The sequence below is a fragment of the Mangrovihabitans endophyticus genome (assembly GCF_014646155.1).
In the GTDB taxonomy this organism is placed as follows: Bacteria; Actinomycetota; Actinomycetes; order Mycobacteriales; family Micromonosporaceae; genus Actinoplanes; species Actinoplanes endophyticus.
Genome location: NZ_BMMX01000006.1, coordinates 119,276 through 137,041, shown reverse-complemented (window position 1 = coordinate 137,041; position 17,766 = coordinate 119,276). Strand labels below are relative to the sequence as shown.

11 protein-coding genes and 1 pseudogene are annotated in these 17,766 nt (G+C 73.3%); 5 read left to right on the top strand and 7 right to left on the bottom strand.

Features of this window, described 5'->3' with window-relative positions; genetic code table 11:
* From IEY73_RS10665 to IEY73_RS10655, 3 genes are all read right to left on the bottom strand, one after another.
* Positions 1-984, bottom strand: a complete 984-nt coding sequence (locus IEY73_RS10665) for an ADP-ribosylglycohydrolase family protein (protein ID WP_189078972.1) — start codon at positions 982-984, stop codon at positions 1-3.
* Between the two features lie 64 nt (positions 985-1,048).
* On the bottom strand, positions 1,049-2,515 hold the full coding sequence (locus tag IEY73_RS10660) for a hypothetical protein (RefSeq protein WP_189078971.1): 1,467 nt from the start codon (positions 2,513-2,515) through the stop codon (positions 1,049-1,051).
* The gene (locus IEY73_RS10655; RefSeq protein WP_189078970.1) at positions 2,512-3,597 is read right to left on the bottom strand and encodes a hypothetical protein; all 1,086 of its coding nucleotides are present in this window, start codon (positions 3,595-3,597) and stop codon (positions 2,512-2,514) included. The genes IEY73_RS10660 and IEY73_RS10655 overlap by 4 nt, the downstream gene beginning before the upstream one ends.
* A 163-nt stretch (positions 3,598-3,760) precedes the next feature.
* On the opposite strand from IEY73_RS10655, the gene IEY73_RS10650 reads away from it, so the two are divergent.
* On the top strand, positions 3,761-4,045 hold the full coding sequence (locus IEY73_RS10650; RefSeq protein ID WP_189078969.1) for a DUF427 domain-containing protein: 285 nt from the start codon (positions 3,761-3,763) through the stop codon (positions 4,043-4,045).
* Between the two features lie 8 nt (positions 4,046-4,053).
* Here IEY73_RS10650 and IEY73_RS10645 read toward each other — a convergent pair whose 3' ends face one another.
* Entirely contained in the window at positions 4,054-4,434 is a 381-nt protein-coding gene (locus IEY73_RS10645; RefSeq protein WP_229715740.1) for a hypothetical protein, read from the bottom strand.
* A gap of 48 nt (positions 4,435-4,482) precedes the next feature.
* On the bottom strand, positions 4,483-4,959 hold the full coding sequence (locus IEY73_RS10640; protein ID WP_189078968.1) for a YbaB/EbfC family nucleoid-associated protein: 477 nt from the start codon (positions 4,957-4,959) through the stop codon (positions 4,483-4,485).
* A gap of 171 nt (positions 4,960-5,130) precedes the next feature.
* Between IEY73_RS10640 and fxsA the strand changes: the two genes are divergently transcribed.
* A complete protein-coding gene (fxsA, locus tag IEY73_RS10635) occupies positions 5,131-5,331 on the top strand; it encodes an FxSxx-COOH cyclophane-containing RiPP peptide (RefSeq protein ID WP_229715739.1) in 201 nt (66 codons plus the stop codon).
* A 4-nt stretch (positions 5,332-5,335) separates the two neighbouring features.
* Complete coding sequence (locus IEY73_RS10630) at positions 5,336-6,793, top strand: aKG-HExxH-type peptide beta-hydroxylase (RefSeq protein ID WP_189078967.1); 1,458 nt, start codon at positions 5,336-5,338, stop codon at positions 6,791-6,793.
* 13 nt (positions 6,794-6,806) lie between these two features.
* Here the strand turns inward: IEY73_RS10630 and fxsT are convergent, their stop codons facing one another.
* A complete protein-coding gene (gene fxsT / locus IEY73_RS10625; protein ID WP_189078966.1) occupies positions 6,807-9,224 on the bottom strand; it encodes an FxSxx-COOH system tetratricopeptide repeat protein in 2,418 nt (805 codons plus the stop codon).
* 104 nt (positions 9,225-9,328) lie between these two features.
* Here fxsT and IEY73_RS10620 point away from each other — a divergent pair, with 104 nt between their 5' ends.
* Both IEY73_RS10620 and IEY73_RS10615 read left to right on the top strand, forming a co-directional pair.
* Positions 9,329-9,646: an STAS domain-containing protein gene (locus IEY73_RS10620; protein ID WP_189078965.1), complete on the top strand. Its 318-nt coding sequence runs from the start codon at positions 9,329-9,331 to the stop codon at positions 9,644-9,646.
* A 126-nt stretch (positions 9,647-9,772) separates the two neighbouring features.
* Positions 9,773-10,711 (top strand): beta-ketoacyl-ACP synthase III, encoded by a 939-nt coding sequence (locus IEY73_RS10615; protein WP_189078964.1) that lies wholly within the window; start codon positions 9,773-9,775, stop codon positions 10,709-10,711.
* Positions 10,712-10,760: 49 nt separating this feature from the next.
* Here IEY73_RS10615 and IEY73_RS10610 read toward each other — a convergent pair.
* Positions 10,761-17,723, bottom strand: a pseudogene (locus IEY73_RS10610) (SDR family NAD(P)-dependent oxidoreductase); the annotation flags it as partial.
* Positions 17,724-17,766: the final 43 nt, after the last annotated feature.

Below are 17,766 nucleotides of genomic sequence, written 5' to 3'. Positions count from 1 at the left end.
TCAAGCGCCCGGGTATCGCTCCCACCACGGCCCGTCGGCTGGCCGCTCATCCGCCTGTCGCACCAGGTCACGGGCGAGCGTGTCGCCGGGCCACACCAATTCCAACCGCCCCAGCCAGTCCAGCGGGAGCCGGTCCGGGCCGTGCATCAGCCCGAGCAACGCGCCGGTGACCGTCGCGGTGTGCCCGCCGTCCTGGGTGGAGGCGGCCAGCAGCAGCGCCGCGCGGATGCCGCCCGGTTCGCCCGCGGTGGCCGCGGCGTACACCCCGCCGGTCAATGCGTTCACCGCGCTGGGACGCGGCGCCAGCCCGCGGATGATGTCCGGCTCCCCGTTTCCGGTACGCGCCAGGGCCACCGCGCGGGCCAGGTCGACGTCGGCCGTCCCGGACCCGGCCTGCCCCAAACCGGCCTGCCCGGAACCGGCCTGCCCCGGTGCGGCGGCCAGGGAGGCGGTGCGCACCGCGGCGTCCAGCGCCTCGCCCCGGGCCAGCGCGCCGACCAGCTCCGCAGCGAGTCCGGCGGCGCCCACCGCCGGACCGGAGCGCATGCCGGCGGCGATCTGCCGGGCCAGCCCCGGCCACCAGTCGCACAGGCCGATGGGCAGGGCGGGGATCAGCGCGTACGCATCCGGGCCGCCGGTGGCCGGGCTGGGCGCCAGCGCGGCCAGCCCGGCGCCACGCCGCTGCGCCAACGCCGGCACCCCGGCCAGCCAGCCGTCCACCGGTCCGGGCCGCTCGCCGCGCACCGCCGCCCATCGCGCGTACCCGGACAGCAGCATCGCGACCGGGTCGGTCACGCCGCGCTGCACGCCTCGCACGTGGGAGCGGATCAGTCCCTCCATCGTCCAGCAGGCGAGCTGGCCGCCCGTCCCGGCGGGCAGCGAACCCGCGGCGGCCACCCGGCCGTTCGCGGATCCCACCGCGTCGCCGAGCAGCAGGCCCAGCAGCAGGCCGCGGGCGGCCGGAAGGGTCAGGGTTTGCGCCATTCCTCGCAGGCTACGGCGCGGCGGTCGACCGTCGGTTCCGCCCGGCGGCGGTGTTGCCCCGCTCTCAGTTCGGCTCCGGCGGGCCGCCGTGCGTCCAGGGCGTGTCCGCCGCTTCCGGGAAGGGCACCGGACGGCGGAAACTGTCGGTGAGCGTGGTGAGCAGCAGCGTCTCGCCGGCCTGCGGCACGCTGCCCGGCTCGGCCACCAGCTTGCGCCCCATGCCGCCGGACAGCTCCAGCAGCACCTCGGTGACCGGTTCGTCCCCCGCATCGGGCGCGACAAGCGTGTCCGCCGCGCGGGGCGCCGGCAACCGGGTGATCGAGACCACCGTCGCCTTCTGGCCGGGGCGGGCCGGGGAGGTCAGCGCCGCGCCGGTCGCCACCCGCACGGGTTCCGTGGTCTGCACGATGATCCGCGGGCGGAGCACCGGGCGCTTGCCGGTGTCGTCGACGCGGTCCGGGGCGGACATGGTCACCGTGCCGGCGAACGCCGCCCCGGTCAGCCGGTGCTCGGCCATCACCAGCGGATCGTCGAAGGCGCGCTGCACGGCGTACCGGGCGGCGGCGTTCTCCAGGCGGCTGAGCCGGGCCGCGGCGGCCACCGCCGAGTCGTGCCGCGGCTGCGGCGGGCCCCCCTCGGCCAGAAGCTGCACGAAGGCCGAGTAGGCGTCCCGGTCACCGTCCCACCGCGTCGCGACCCGGGCGCCGGGCGGCAGTCCGCGCAGCAGGTCGAGGGCTTGCCACATCAGCTCCCAGGTGGGCGTGAGGGCCGCGCGCAGCGCCGCGGTCAACTCGTCGAGACGCGGCGGATCGGCGTTCATTAGCGGCGCAAGCACGCGGTTGTCGAAGTCCGGGTCGGTGGCCGGTCCAGCGGGCGGCGTCCGCTCGGCGGCGCGCAACGCGTCCGCGATCGGCTCGCGCGGATCGATCCAGGCGAGCAGCGACGCGATCTGGCCGTCTTCGGTGCTGCTCTGCCCGCTCGCCCAGTGCATGCCCAGCGCCCGTACGGCGTCCGGCAACAGCGCCGAACCGGGCACCTCGGCGGCGTTCGCCAGGAACGTCAACCAGCGCCCGAGCAGCGGCACCGACGCGGGCACCGGGTACTCGCCGTCCACCGTACGGAAGCGGGTGGACCGGCCGAACAGGCGCAGAAAGTCCACGCCGCCGGCGTTCGGCACCCAGACCTGCGGCGCGTCCACGAACCGGTACCGCACGTCACGTCCCCGGTCGACGGGTACCGCCTCGCTCACCCCGGTGAACGACTCCAGGTAGGGCACCACCTGCTCGGCCAGTTCCGCGGCGAACGCGAACCGCTGATCCCGGTTGCGCGGCTGCGCCACCGCCAGCAGGCACGGGCGGTCGCGGGCGGCACCGACCATGGCGGCCAGCGGCGCGTTCGCCTCGCCCGCCATGGCCAGCGGCACCAGCACCAGGGGGCGGTCGTGCACGTGCACATGGCGGACCCGGGCGATCGGCATGGCCCGCCCGGCGGCCTGCGCCTGCGCGCGGGCCAGCGCGACGAGCGTGCTCACCCGAGGGCCTCCGCGCGCAGCCGCGCCGCGGTGCGCAACAGGGTGGCGGCCTCGGCCAGCTCCGGCGTCTGCGGCTCGGCCCCGTCGGCCAGGGCCAGCGCCTGCGCGACCGTGGGCACCCCGCCCAGCGCGTCGCGCACCGGGCGGCCGAGCGCCGCGGTGGCACCGCCCGCCTCATGCCGGCAGTACGCCGCGAGCTCGCACACCGACAGGCACTCCGGGGCGTACCGAGCCTCGATCCGGGTGAGCGAGGCGATCAGCTCGGCGGGCGGCAGCGCGGTGTCGAAGCTGACCTCCTCCCCCAACTCGTCGATCAGCGACGACACCGACGCCAGGCGATTCAGTTGCCGGCGCAGCGTGGACAGTTGTTTGCGCACGTCGATGAGCGCCGCGACCGGGCGCAGCGCGAAGTTCTCCGGGCAGACCAGCACCGCCTCGTGGCTGACCAGGTCCGCATCGTGGCCCAGTTCGACGAGAAGTCCGCGCAGCGCCAGCACGTACACGGCGGCCTGCACCGCCGCCGCGGAGACCTTGGCGCCGTCCGCCCGCCCGTCGACGACGGCGAACGATTTGATCTCCACCACGTGCAGCCGGCCGTGGACCTGCAAGGCCACCAGGTCGGGTTCCAGGAAGACGGTCTGCCCGGCGACGTCCAGGGTGAGCAGCGGATGGTCGATCAGCGCTGCGCCGGCCGCCTCCGCCAGCAGTTCCCGGGTGCGGGCGTGGCGCGCCCCGCGCGTGCCATCGGCCTCCCCGCCGAGATCGTCGTAGTCCACCTCGGGCGCGTCCAGGGGCAGCACCTCCCGCAGCGCGGACAGCAGCAGCAGGCCCTCGTCGGCCTTGAGCATCGCCTCGAACGCGTTGCCGCGCGCCAGGGCGAACCGCGACTGGCCGAAGCTGCCCGGGAAGCCGATGCGCCGGGCCACCGCATGCTTGTCCACCCCGGCCGCGTCCAGGACGGCGCGGCGGGAGCAACCGGGGTTGCCGGTGAGCGCGGCGATGGTGCGCGCGTCGTGCCGACGCGCCGGCGTAGCGCCGCGTAACCGGTCCAGCCTGGTGGACGGTGCGTTCGGGCGGTTCATCCGCAAAGCCATCTTCGTCGGGGGTGCCGGTCGGTGCCGGTCGACAGTAGATCTTCGCCCATGGGGGCGACAATGTCCGCGCGACGCCCCGCGATTCACCCGGCGGAGGCGAATAAAGCGCACGTATCGGACGAATACCTCCACCTGCCGCTACGTTCGAACCATGCCGAAGGCCATTTGGAATGACGAGATCATCGCCGAAAGCGACGACGTCGTTGTCGTCGAGGGCAACCACTACTTCCCCCGCGCGTCGCTGCGCGAGGACGTGATCAAGCCCTCCGAGACCCATTCCATCTGCCTGTGGAAGGGCAGGGCATCCTATTACACGCTGCAGTCCGGCGAGGTCTCCAGCAAGGACGCCGCGTGGTATTACCCGGATCCCAAGCCGGACGCCACGGCGGTGCGCGGGCGGGTGGCATTCCGCAAGGACACCGTGGTCATCTCCTGACCGGTGGTTCAGACCAGGCGCGGATGGGCTTCCTCGATGCTGGGCGCCTCCAGGTAGGCGAGGAAGTCCGCCTGCTCGCCCGGCTCCAGCGCGCCGAACGCCTCGTAGGCCGACATGCGGGCATGTGCGGTCTCCGCGGCGAGCAACGCGATGATCGCCGACCAGGCCAGCGAGACCGGGTCGAACAGCCGCGCTTGGCGCAGCGAGGTGAGGCGGCTGAGCATCGCGACCTTTGTCGCCGCATCATCGTCGTACGGGATGCGGTCGGAAAGCTCGAACAGAGCCTTCCCCCGGTACGGGTGTTCGCCCTCGACCATCCGGGCGAGTTCGGCGTTGTCCATCTGCTCCACGGGCGGCGCCGGACCGCGCCGCGGCAATGGTGGATTCACGTGTTCTGAGCCCCTTCGCCAAACCAATCATCCGAAGATAGACGACGATCAGCGGGCCCGACTGTCCCGCCCGCTCTCGTAACCCACGCCCGGCGCCTGATGCGGCAGCGACGGGCGGCTCTGGAAGGTCGGGAACGGCGGCGGGGGCGGCAGGATGCCGGCCGCCGGGCCGTCCGGCTCCGCGGGAAAACGCTGCGCGAAGCTGTCCAGCACCGCCTTGCCGGTGGCCGACTCGGCGCCGACGGTCTCCTCGACCGCCGCGGCGGCCCGCTCGGCGAGCCCGGCCTGCGCGCGCCGCACGGTGTGCAGAATCGCCGCCGCCAGATCGGCGCCGGGCAGCCGGTGCACGCTGTCGTCCAGTTCCAGGCCGGCCAGGCTGCCCGAGCCGACGACGGTCACCCGGATCGCCCCGTCCGCACCGGACGCCGTGGAGACCAAGGCGGCGACGCGGTCGGCCAGCGCGGCAGCCGCCTCCGTCCGCCCCTGATCCTGCTCCGGGGCGTCATCCCACTCGTGACCGGACACAGTTTGTCCTCCGTTGCCTGCTTCGCGGTGATGGCGTAATGACATCACGGTCCGCGGACGTGGTCGACCTCACCCTCCGTGAAAGCCGACACGTCACTCGCTCTGGCGACCGCACCGTAACCTTGCGGCAATACATTGATCGGTTGCACATCGGCAAGCAGTGGGGGACAGGTGTTCGTGGACGACGGCAGCACCATCGAGGACGCACCGCCCTGGCGGTCGGCAATGGTGGACGTTTCCGGGATGTCCCTGGCGGAGCTCGCCCGGATCGCACCGGAAGACGACTCCGCCCTGGGGGTCGCGCTGCGCCGCCTCCTGGCCGACCTCGACCGGCCAGTCGAGCCGGTGGCCGGCTTCAACTCGGCGTTGTGAGCCGGTGCACCCCCACACGCTGACCGATGCCGCGTTCGCGGCGCTCGGCGCCGGGCGGTCCTCCGCGCCGGTCCACGCCGAGTTGCGACGCGCCCAGCTCGGCAAGCATCTGCTCCTGCTCAGCCGCATCGCCCGGATCGACCCGAGCCTGGTCGCGACGGGTCCGGACACGCAGACCGAGCAGCACGCGGCCGTTCTCACCGACCCGATGACCGGGCTGTGGGCCACCACCACGCTGGCCGCGCTGCGCGCCGGGCGCGCCCCCGAGTCGCCCGGATACCTCGGTGGACGGCTCGCGGAGGCCCCCCGGCGCACCATCACGGCCAGCCACCGCGGGTTGACCGCCACTTTGCGCATCGAGGACACCAGCCCGTTGCGCGCACGACTCGGCCTGCGCCCCGCCGACCGGCTCACCGACGGTGAGCTGGCCCACTGGCAGGCGTGCCTGTCGGACGCCTGGCCGGTGCTGGTGGACCGGCACCGCACCGATGCCGAGACGATCGCCGGCATGCTCGGCTGGATCATCCCGGTGCTGCCGGACTCGTCGGTCCGCGGGATCAGCGCCACCTCGGCGGACGCCTTCGGCGCGGTGGCGCTGTCCACGCCCGCCGACGGCCGGTCACTGGCGGTGGCGCTGGTCCACGAGGCACAGCACAACGTGCTCAATGCCGTGCAATACCTCTTCGACCTGCACCGCACGCCGGATGCGCGGGGATATTCGCCGTGGCGGGCCGACCCCCGGCCGGCCTCCGGCATCCTGCACGGCACGTACGCGTACCTGGCGCTGACCCGCTTCTGGCGCACCGAGTTCCGCCACGCCGACGACGACGCCGTGGCCGCCTTCGAGTTCGCCCGGTGGCGCGACGCGGTGGCCGGCTCGGCTGCCGAGATGCTCGACTCCGGGGTTTTGACCACGGCCGGCGCTCGTTTCGTCGGGGCGCTGCGGGACGAGGCGGACGGGTGGCGCGCGGACACCGTCCCCCCGCCGATCGCACGCCTCGCCGCCGAGGCCAACCTCGATCACCGGCTGCGCTGGCGACTGCGGAACCTGGCGGTGCACCCCGGCGACGCCCATGCGCTGGCCGCAGCGTGGCGGCACGCCGCACCCGCGCCCGCGATGCCCGAAGCGGGACTGACGACCGGCCGCGGACGGGTCCTCGACCACAGCACCCGCCTGGACCTGGTCCATCGGTCCCTGCGCACGCCCGGATCGGCCACGGACGAGGCGACCATGCCACCCGGCGAACGTGCCTATCTGGCCGGTGACCTCGACGCGGCCGCCGTGGCATTCGCCGACCGGATCCGCGCCGATGCCACGGACCACGAGGCATGGACCGGACTGGCGCTGACCACCTCGGACCCGCTGCTCACGGACCGTGTCGAGATCGTCGCGGCGGCGTACCGGGAAACGGCCGAGCCGCGGCTCGACCCGCGAGCGTTCGCGGCCTGGCTGGCCGGCTGAGCCGGCTCGCGACCTACAGAGCGGGCAGATCGATGTCGGTCTCCAGCCGCTCCCCCGCATCCGCCGCGTCGAGCACCGGGTGACCGTCGCCGTACGCCTTGACCAGCGCCACCCGAGCCTGCTGCTGCGCCGTCTCGTCGGCGTCGTCCAGGGCGAGGTTCCACGCGCAGGCCGCCGTGTCGGGGTGGTCGGCGCCGCGCACCGCGCGGCTGCGCGCCAGGGTGTCCTCGGCGATCTCCTTCGCCGGCTGCGCCTCGCCGGTGCGCCGCATGTCGGCGGCCAACCCGTTGGCGCAGGCCAGGGAGAACGGGTGGTCCGGGCCCACACTGCGCCGCAGGCCGCCGAGCGCCTCCTCGTCGATGGTCCGCGCCTCCGTCGCACGCCCGGACAACCGCACCACCGTCGCCAGGTCGCACACCGCGCCCAGGGTGAACGGATGGGCGTCGCCGAGCACCGCGTGATAGCGGGCGACGGCGCGCTCCAGGAGCCGATGCGCGGCGTCCAGGTCGCCGGCCACCCGGGCGCAGTTGGCCAGCGAGACCACCGCCCCGAGCGTCTCGACGTGCAGGTCGCCGAACTTCTGCCGGAACCGCTCCACGTTCACCTCGGCCATGTCCCGTGCCCGAGGGTCGCCGCGACGGCGGGCGATCATCGCCGCGTACCGGTCGGCGAGCAACGCCATCGGATGGTCCGGGCCGAGCGGCCGGTCCCCGCCGAGCATGGCCGCAGCGCCCGCGTAGTCCCCGGTGCCGAACAGGTCCAGGGCCAGCGCACCGCGCGACGACAGGGTCTCCGGATGCCCGTCCACCAGCACCGCCTGGCGATGCCGCAACACCTGCTCGTCGATCGCCCGCGCACCCCGGAAGTCACCCAGCAGGCGCAGGTCGGCCGCCAGGTTGTTGGCGCAGCGCAACGCGGTGGGGAAGCTCTCACCGAACAGCCGCCGGTAACGCACCAGGTTGTCCGCGTCGAGCTGCCGAGCCTGGCCGAAGTGACCCTGCATGCGCAGGTCGGCGCCGACGCTGTTGGCGGTGGCCAGGGTCGTCTCGTCATCGCTGCCCAACGCGTCGCGCTGCGCGCGCAGGGTCCGCGCGTTGAGCGACCGGGCGTCGGCGATGCGGCCCACCGCACGCAGCGCGTTGCCCAGGTGGAAGGACGCGAGCAGGGTCAGCTCGTCGGACTCCCCCGTCTCCTCGCGCCACCGTCCCGCCGCCTGCCCGGCCAGGTCACGGCTGCTGTCGTAGTCGCCCCACGCGTAAAGCTGGCGGATGCAGTTGATGACGAACTGGCGGATCTCCTCGGACTCGCCGCCGAGCACGTCCGAGTGCACCAGGTGCGGGACCAGCTCGGCGTACCGCGACCAGCTCGTCGGCGCATCCGGGTCGCCGGGGTCCGCGGCGGCCAGCATCCGCCGCACCGCGTCCATCTGAGTGCCGTGGCGGTCACTGCTGAGCTGCTGACTGAGCATGCCGCGGACCAGCGGGTGGACGGTCAGCCGCTCGCCCGGCGGGTCCAGATCGGCCAGGCCGAAACGGTGGATCAGACGCATCGCCGCCTTCAGCCGACGCTCGACCCGCACGGTGGTGGCGAGCCCGGCGGGCAGGTCGAGATGGCGTGCCGCCCATAACAACTGCCAGGACACCGCGGCACTGCCCAGGAAGGCACACAGTTCCAGCAGCTCGGCCGCGGACGGCGAGGCCGCGCGCAACCCATCCATGGCCAGGCTCCACGCGGTGCGTACCGGCGTCGGGAAGGACAGCTCGGCGGCGCGTTCGTCGTACCGGTGCAGGTATCGGTCGACCGTCCATCCAGCAGCCGCGCGCACCGCGGCGGCCTGGGCCAGCGCCATCGGGGCGTCGCCCAACCGGTCGGCCATCCGATCGGCGTCGGCCATCGGAAGATCACCGGCGCGGCGGCGCAGGAAGTCCACACTGTCCGCGCGGTCGAACACCGGCACCGGGACGACCTGCGCGGTCTCCGCGGTCCAGCGCGGGTTGCGCGAGGTCACCAGCACGTGGCCGGCCCCGCTGGGCAGGTAGGGCCGGATGTCCTCGGGACGGTTCGCGTTCTCGAAGACGACCAGCCAATTGCGGTACGGCTCGCCGCGGCTCAGCGCATCCCGCACCGCGCCGAGCGTGCGGTTGATGTCGCGCGCCTCCGGCAGCCCGAGCACCTGGGCCAGGCCCACCAACGCGGCCCGGGTCCCCACCGTCTGTTCCGCGGGGATCCACCACACCAGGTCGTACGTCTCCGCGTACCGGTAGGCATACTCGACGGCCAGTTGGGTACGTCCGGTTCCGCCGAGCTGGTGGTCGGTCGGGGGAAGGAGGACCACGGGGCCGTTGCCGAGAAGCTCTCGCGTCCGGGCCAGCAGGAGCTCCCGCCCGACGAAGTGCGCGTTTCGCGGCGGCAGCCCACCTCGGATCGGCACGCCGACCTCCCCACTCGTGACAAGGCACCGTACAGTCGTGTGCTGCCGATTACCGTACGTGGAATCATCGCCACTACGGAAGATTGCCTCGACGGAAGGCCACTGTGACCGAGCAACCCGCGACGAGTCTGGACCGCGACGACGGCACCGTCACGGTGCGCCTGCACGGCGAAGTCGATGTGCTCACCGTCGACGAGGTGCGGATGGCGCTGGCGGAGGCGATCCGGAGCCGGCCCGCCTCGGTGGTGGTGGACCTGGCCGACCTCACCTTCATCGACTCCACCGGACTGGGTGCGATCGTCTTCGGCTTTCAGCGGGCCCGCGAAGCGGACATCGCCTTCGCGCTGGCGCGGCCCCCGGCCGGGATTCATCGGCTGCTGGTACTCAGCGGGGTGCTTGAAGTGATCAAGCTGTCCGCATGACTGGACGGCGCTTGCGGTGGTCGCACCGCGCCCAGTAGGTTCAGAAATGCACGTGTAGCGCAGCGGTTTTGTCAATGTTGACGGTTTTGTCAAATGTCGCGGCAGCACCTCCCGAGGAGATTCTCCATGGCCGGTTCCCGCATCGTCTCGCTCGGCCACTATCAGCCGTCCCGCGTGCTGACCAATGACGATCTCGCGGGCATGGTCGACACCAACGACGAGTGGATCCGCAGCCGTGTCGGCATCAAGACCCGGCACATCGCGGCACCCGACGAGAGCCTCGACGAGATGGCCGCGCACGCCGCCCGCAAGGCGCTGGCGGAGAGCGGCGTCGAGGCCGCCGACATCGATTACGTCATCGTGGCAACCTGCACCGCGTTCGACCGCTCGCCGAACATCGCCGCCCGCGTCGCCCGACGTCTCGAAATGGCCGCACCGGCCGCGCTGGACCTCAACGTCGCCTGCTCCGGCTTCACGCACGCGCTGGCCAGCGCGGACCAGGCGATCAAGACCGGCGCGGCGACCCGTGCCCTGATCATCGGCGTCGAGCGCCTCTCCGACTTCACCGACTGGACCGACCGCAGCACCTGCGTGCTGATCGGCGACGGCGCCGGCGCCATGGTCCTGGTGGCCGACGAGGCGGAGCACGTCGGGCCGGTGGTGTGGGGATCGGTGCCGGAGATGTCGCAGGTGGTGCGCATCGAGGGCCGCGACGCCAAGTTCGAGCAGGAGGGGCAGAGCGTCTTCCGCTGGGCCACCCACGCGCTGCCCGCGATCGCGCGCAGCGTCTGCGAGAAGGCCGGCGTGCGCCCCGAGGACCTGGCCGCCGTCGTTCCGCACCAGGCGAACCTGCGCATCATCGAACCGCTGGCCCGGCGCATCGGAGCCACCAACGCGGTCATCGCCCGCGACGTGATCGATTCCGGGAACACCTCCGCGGCGAGCATCCCGATCGCGCTGTCCAAGCTGGTCATGCGGCGCGAGGTGCCCTCCGGCGCACCGATCCTGCTGTTCGGTTTCGGCGGCGGGCTCTCCTACGCCGGGCAGGTCGTGCACTGCCCCTGAGCGCGGCGGGCCCCTACCCGGAGGCCATCATCGCCACCAGCCGGCGCGCGATGGACCCGGCAGTCGGGTGGTCGAAGACCAGTGTCGGCGGCAGGTGCAGGCCGGAAGCGGCGGACAACCGCTGACTGAGTTCCAGCGCCGTCAACGAGTCAAAGCCGGAATCCCACAACTCCCCGTCGGGATCCACCGCCTCCGGCCCGGAGTGCCCCAGCACGGCTGCGGCCTGCCCAAGCACGCTCTGCAGCACCTCATCGGCGGAGAGCTCGGACCATCCGCCCGACGCCCGCCCGAGGGTCTGCCCGCGCTGCTCCGGCACCGCCCGCGGGAGCAGCGCCGAGATGGCGGCGCCGTCATCACCGGAGAGCCGGACGGCCGCCATGACCGTGGCGTCCGGCCGGGCCAGTGCGGCGTCGAACAACTCCAGGCCCTTCGCCACGGGCAGCTCGGCATACCCGGCTCGCTCCATGCGCCGCCGGTCGGCGATGGACAACTCCCCGGCCATGCCTTCGCCGGCCCACGGACCCCACGCCAGCGCCAGCGCGGGCAACCCGGCGGCGGCCCGGCGACACGCCAACGCGTCCAGCGCGGCGTTCGCGGCGGCGTAGTTCGCCTGTCCCGGACCGCCGAGTACACCGATCACCGAGGAGAACAGCACGAAGGCGGACAGCCGCTGACCGGCGGTCAACTCGTGCAGATGCACCGCGGCGTCCACCTTCGGACGCATCACGGCGTCCACCCGGCGCGGTGTCATCAGCGTCAGCATGCTGTCCCGCACCAGGCCCGCGGTGTGCACCACCGCGGTGAGCGGCAGCTCCGCCGGGATACCGGCCAGCGCCCCGCGCACCTGTGCCCGGTCGGCCACGTCGCACGCCATGATGGTGGCGGCCGAGCCCAGCTCCGCGGCCAGTTCGGTGGCGCCCGGCGCGTCCGGGCCGCGCCGGCTGAGCAGCAGCACGTGCCGCACCCCGTGCGTGCGCACCAGGTGACGGGCGAACAGCGCGCCGAGCGCACCGGTGCCTCCGGTGATCAGCACGGTCCCCTCCGGATCAAGACCGGCGGCGCCGGCTGGCCCGCCGTGCTCCGGGACCAGTTCGGGCCTGCGCGGCTCCCCGCGACGCACGGCGAGCTGCGGTTCGCCGGATCCGAGCGCGCGGCGCAGCCCGGCCGACGCATCCGGGCCGTCGTCCAGATCGATCAGGCGGAACCGGCCCGGATGTTCCCGCTGCGCGCTGCGCACCGCCGCCCAGACGGCCGCCGCCGCGATGTCCGCGACATCAGCGCCGGGCTCGGCGGCCACCGCGCCCCGCGTGATGAACACCAGGGTGGCATGGGCGCACGCGTCGTCGTCGATCCAGTGCTGCATCAACACGAGGGCGCGTTCCACGGCGGACCGCACCGCACCGGGCAGGCCGGCGTCCGCCTCGGTCAGGCCCTCACCACCGCAGACCAGCACGGTCTCCGGCACCGCGGCACCGCTGCGCACCTCAGCGTCCAGGTCACGCAGGGACGGGTACGCGTTAGTCTCCTTGACCGCCCCGCTCAAGCCGAGGTGGTCGGTGCCGAGCACGCCACAGCGCACCACGGACGCCGACGGGGACTCCCCCAGCGCCACCCAGCCGCTCCGCAACAACACGTCTCGGGGCGTGCGGACGCCGTCCAACTGGGACAGCGGGAGAGGCCGGAACAGCAACCGCCGCACCGACAGCACTTCGGCGCCCCGCGCGTCGGTGGCGGTGATCGACAGCGCGGACGGCCCTCGCGGGGCGATCCGGACGTGCACCTCGGTGGCGGTGGTACGGCGGACCGTCACGCCGGTCCAGGCGAACGGCAGCGGGACCGCGCCGGGCGGTTGCGGCACGAGAATCAACGCCGCATGCAGGGCCGCGTCGAGCAGCACCGGATGCGCGGCGTATCCATCCGGAGCGACGTCGCTCGGCAACTCGACCACCGCCGAGACGCCCTCGTCGTCGCGCCGCACGTCGCGCAGTGCGCGGAAGGCCGGGCCGTACCGGAAGCCGCGCTCGGCGAGCCGCCGGTAGTGCTCGACCACATCGACCACCACGCCGGCACCGATCGCCGGAGCCGGTTCCGGTCCCGGGTGACCGGCCGGTTCCAGGGTGACGCTCGCATGCCGGGTCCAGCCCGCCGCGTCGTTCCCGCTGAAGACCGCGATCGTCGCCGGGTCGGCCACCAGCCGTACCTCCAGCACCGCGTCCTCCGGCAGAAAGACCGGCCGCTCGACCACCAACTCGGCGATCGCGCGGTCCAGGCGATCGGCGGCGTGCGCGGCCCACTCAACGATGACCGCGCCGGGCAGCACGATGCGGTCACGCAACCGGTGGTCGGCCAGCCAGGGGTGATCCGCGACGGACAGGCGACCGGTGTAGAGCACCGTCGACGAGCCCGGCACGGAGATGCCGTAGGTCAGCAGCGGATGGCCGGCAGGCGGCAGGTCCGGGACCGCGACCGGGGCCGCCCGGTCGAGCCAGAAACGCTGCCGCCGGAACGGATGGGCGGGCGGCTCGAACCGGCGTCGTCGGTGTTCGGCGCCGGGTCCGGGCCAGACGATGTCGGCACCCGCGCAGTACATCCGTGCCAACGCCGGCGATACCCCGTGCCCGAGCGACTCGAACACCACGTCTTCGCCCTGAAGGCAGCGGATGCCCAGCGCGGACAGCACGGGTCGCGGCCCGAGTTCCAGAAAGCGGCGCACGCCGCCGTCGGCGAGATGGCGCAGGCCGTCGGCGAACCGGACGGCTTCGCGGACGTGCCGCACCCAATACCGCGGCGTGCAGATCTCCACCGCGGACGCCGGGCGTCCGGTCAGATTGGACATCACGGTCAGGCGCGGCGGCGCATAACTGACCGCCCCGGCGACCTCGGCGAACGACTCCAGCATCGGATCCATCAGCGCGGAATGGAACGCATGGGTGACTCGCAGCCGATCCGCGCGGCGGCCACGTTCTCGCCACTGCCGTGCCACCTCCAGGACCGCCTCCTCGGCACCGGAGATCACGACCGCATCCGGCGCGTTGACCGCAGCCACCACGACCCCGGCCGGCAGCGGCGTCAACTCCGCCTCGGTGGCGGCGAGCGCCACCATGGCGCCGCCGCGGGGCAACGCCTGCATCAGGGCGCCACGCGCCGCCACCATCCGGCACGCGTCCGCCAGCGACCACACTCCGGCCACGTAGGCCGCCGCCAGCTCGCCGACCGAGTGGCCGAGCAACGCCTGCGGTGTCAGGCCCCGGCTTTCCACCAGCCGGTACATCGCCACCTCAAGGGCGAACAGTGCGGCCTGCGTGTAGGAGGTCTCGTGCAACAGTGCGGCGTCCGGGTGACCGGCCGGGGCGAACATGACCGCGCGCAGCGGCCGTTCCAAGGCGGCCTCGAAGTGCGCGCCGATCTCGTCCACCGCCGCCGCGAAAACCGGCTCGCTCAGATAGAGTCCGTGCCCCGCGCCGGGTGTCTGACTGCCCTGGCCGGTGAACAGGAATGCGGTGCCACCGGGGCGGGCGTGGCCGGTGAACACGCCTTCGGTGGCCGCGCCGCGAGCCAACGCCCGCAGCCCCCGGCTGGTGTCACCGGTCACCGCCGCGCGCACGATCGCGCCGGGCGGCCCCGCGTCCGCCGCACGGGCACGCTCCCGGAACAGCTCCGGGTCCCCCACGGTGAGCGCGGCAAGCAGGTCCGCCGCCCGTACGCGCAGCGCCGCAACGCTGGACGCCCGCAACGCCCACACCGGCGGCGGGCGGTCGGCCGGCGCCGGCGCCTCCTCGACGATCACGTGCGCGTTGGTGCCGCTGATGCCGAACGACGACACCCCGGCCCGGCGCGTCCGCTCGCCGCGCGGCCACGGCACCGCCTCGGTCAGCAGCCGCATCACGCCGGTCGACCAGGCGACCAGCGGTGTCGGCTCGGCGGCGTGCAGCGTCCGGGGCAAGGTCTCATGGCGCAGCGCCAGCAGCATCTTGATCACCCCACCCACGCCGGCTGCGGCTTGGGTGTGCCCCACGTTGCTCTTCAACGATCCCAGCCACAGCGGCGCGTCCGCACGACGGTCCGCGCCGTAGCTGTCCAGCAACGCCTGTGCCTCGATCGGGTCGCCGAGCCGGGTGCCGGTGCCGTGCGCCTCCACCGCATCCACGTCGGATGGGCGCAGACCGGCATCGGCGAGCGCGGCATGCACCGCACGTTCCTGAGACGGACCGTGCGGCGCGGTCAGGCCGTTGCTCGCGCCGTCCTGATTGACCGCCGTTCCGGCCAGCACGCCGAGCACCTGGTGACCGTTGCGGACCGCCTCGGACAGCGGTTCCAACAGCAACAGGCCGACGCCCTCGGACCATCCGGTGCCGGCCGCGTCTGCGGCGAACGCACGGCACCGCCCGTCCGGCGACAGTCCCCGCTGGCGGCTGAACTCCACGAAGATGCCCGGTTCGGACATCACCGTCACGCCACCGGCGAGGGCCATGGTGCAGTCACCCGCGCGCAGCGCTCGCGCCGCCTGATGCAGCGCCACGAGCGACGACGAACATGCGGTGTCCACGGTGATCGCGGGACCGGTGAACCCGAACGTGTACGCCAGACGGCCGGACAGCACGCTGGCCGCCGATCCGGTCAGCGCGTAGCCCTCGACGGCCTCGGGCGCCTCCGTCAGCCGTGGCCCGTACCCGCCGGACATGGCTCCCACGAACACCCCGGTGTCCGTGCCGCGCAGCGACGCCGGCGTGATGCCGGCGTTCTCCATCGTCTCCCAGGCCACCTCCAGCAGAATCCGCTGCTGCGGATCCATCGCGAGCGCCTCACGCGGGCTGATCTGGAAGAATGCCGGGTCGAAACGGTCCGCGTCGTGCAGAAAGCCACCCTCACGGACGTACGTGCGTCCGGGCTGCCCGGGACGCGGGTCGTAGATCCGGGCGAGATCCCAGCCCCGGTTGGCGGGGAACGCCGAAACGGCGTCGCGGCCCTCGTCCAGCAGGCGCCAGAGCTCCTCGGGCGAATGGGCGCCACCGGGGTAACGGCAAGCCATCGCCACGATGGCAATCGGCTCATCCCGCCCGGCCCGGCCCGCCCGGCCGTTCGCCGGCGTTCGCCGCCCGGCGCGGGCGTGACCGAGGTGGCGGGCCAGGTCGCGGGGTGTCGGCCGGTCGAAGACCAGGCCCGGGGGAAGTGGCGTGCCGGTCGCCTCCGCGAGCCGGTCCCGCAGTTCCACCGCCGTCACCGAGGTCACTCCGAGGTCCGTGAAGGTGGCCGCCGGGTCCACCGTCTCCGCGTCGTCGGCACCGAGCACCGCTGCCGTGTGCCGCAGCACCAGGTCCAGCTCGTCGCCGACGGGTGCCCCGCTCCCGGCCGCCCTGCTCCGCGATGCGGCATCCAGCCAGTGGCGCCGCCGCCGGAACCGGTAACCCGGCAGGGTGAGCGTGCGTGCCCCGGAGCCGGCGAACACGGTCGCCGGGTCGACCGTCCGGGCGGGCCGATCAAGCTGGCCGCCGCCGGCCACCTCGCGCAGCCCGGACACCAGCTCGGCATGCGTGGCGGCGGTGATCACAACCCGGCGGCGCAACATCGATCTCGTGGTGGCCAGGGAGTACGCCACATCCACCAGCGGCACCCGCGGTCGCGCCGCAAGCCACTCGGCCAGCCGGCCGGCCTGGTCCCGCACGGCGTCCGCGGACGGCGCGCTCACTACGAACGGCCACGCGCGTTCCTCGTGCCGGCGCGCGGGTTCGGCCGGGGCGTGATGCGCGGCGAGCACCACATGGCAGTTGGTGCCGCCGATGCCGAACGCGCTGACGCCGGCGATCGAGGGCCGGTCCCCCGTCGGCCATGGACGTGACCGGGTCAGCACCCGCAACACCGGCGGCACAACGGCGGCGGCCGGACCGGTGTCGCGCTGCGCCGGGATGATGCCGTGCCACAGGCCCAGACCCTGTTTGACGAGCCCGACCAGTCCCGCGGCGGCCTCCAGATGACCGACGTTTGTCTTCGCGGAGCCCGCCGCCACCGGATGCGGGCGCTCGGCGAACACCTCGCCGAGCGCCGTCGACTCGACCTGGTCGCCGAGCTTCGTGCCGGTGCCGTGCAGCTCGACACTGCCCACATCGGAGGCGTCGATGCCGGCCTGGCGGTGCGCCGCACGGATCACCTCGGCCTGCGCGCGTGCGCTCGGCATGGTGAGCGTGTCGGTGCGGCCGTCGTTGTTCACCGCGCTGCCGCGGATGACGCAGTAGATCCGGTCGCCGTCCGCCACCGCGCGATCGAGTGGCTTGAGCACCACCACCACACCGCCCTCGCCGCGGGCGAAACCGTCCGCGGCGGCCGAGAAGGTGTGGCACCCGCCGGTCGGCGACAGCACACCCGCCCGCGCCGCGGCGATCCAGCTCTGCGCGGAGACGTTCAGTTGCACGCCTCCCACCAGGGCCTGCTCGCATTCCCCGGCCACCAGCGCGGCGCAGGCGAGGTGCACCGCCACCAGGGAAGCCGACTGTGCCGAGTCGACCACCAGGCTGGGACCGCGCAGGCCGAGCAGATGCGACACCCGATTGGCCAGCAGCGCCCGGTTGAGGCCGGTGAAGCTGTAACCGTCCTGCAGATCGGCGGCCCGGACCAGGGTCGCGTAATCGTCCGCGGTGGCGCCGATGTACACCCCGGTCCGGCTGTCGCCGAGCCGGTCCGGGGCCACCCGCGCGTCCTCGAAGGCAGCCCAGCTCAGCTCCAGGGCCAACCGCTGTTGCGGGTCCGTCGCGGCCGCCTCGCGGTCGGACAGCCCGAAGAAGGCGGCGTCGAAGAGGTCAACGTCGTGCAGAAAGCCGCCGGAACCGACGCACCGGCGCTCGTCCGGGCTCAGCGCCGCGAAATCCTCCGGCCCGAAGCGCTGCGCCGGCACCGGCCCGATTCCGCTGCCGCCCTCGACCAGCATCTGCCAGAACTCGTCGACCGAAGCGGCGCCCGGCAGCCGTACGGCTGCGCCGACCATCGCGACCGACCGGCTGTCCCCCGAATTGCTCATCATCCTCGCTACTGAACCTTTTTCAACGTGGCGAGGCCGGCAGATG

Bases quoted from the DNA above. Each gene is read 5' to 3' on its own strand.
- IEY73_RS10665 (WP_189078972.1), bottom strand. From the start codon at position 984: ATGGCGCAAACCCTGACCCTTCCGGCCGCCCGCGGCCTGCTGCTGGGC.
- IEY73_RS10655 (WP_189078970.1), bottom strand. From the start codon at position 3,597: ATGAACCGCCCGAACGCACCGTCCACCAGGCTGGACCGGTTACGCGGC.
- IEY73_RS10650 (WP_189078969.1), top strand. From the start codon at position 3,761: ATGCCGAAGGCCATTTGGAATGACGAGATCATCGCCGAAAGCGACGAC.
- IEY73_RS10615 (WP_189078964.1), top strand. From the start codon at position 9,773: ATGGCCGGTTCCCGCATCGTCTCGCTCGGCCACTATCAGCCGTCCCGC.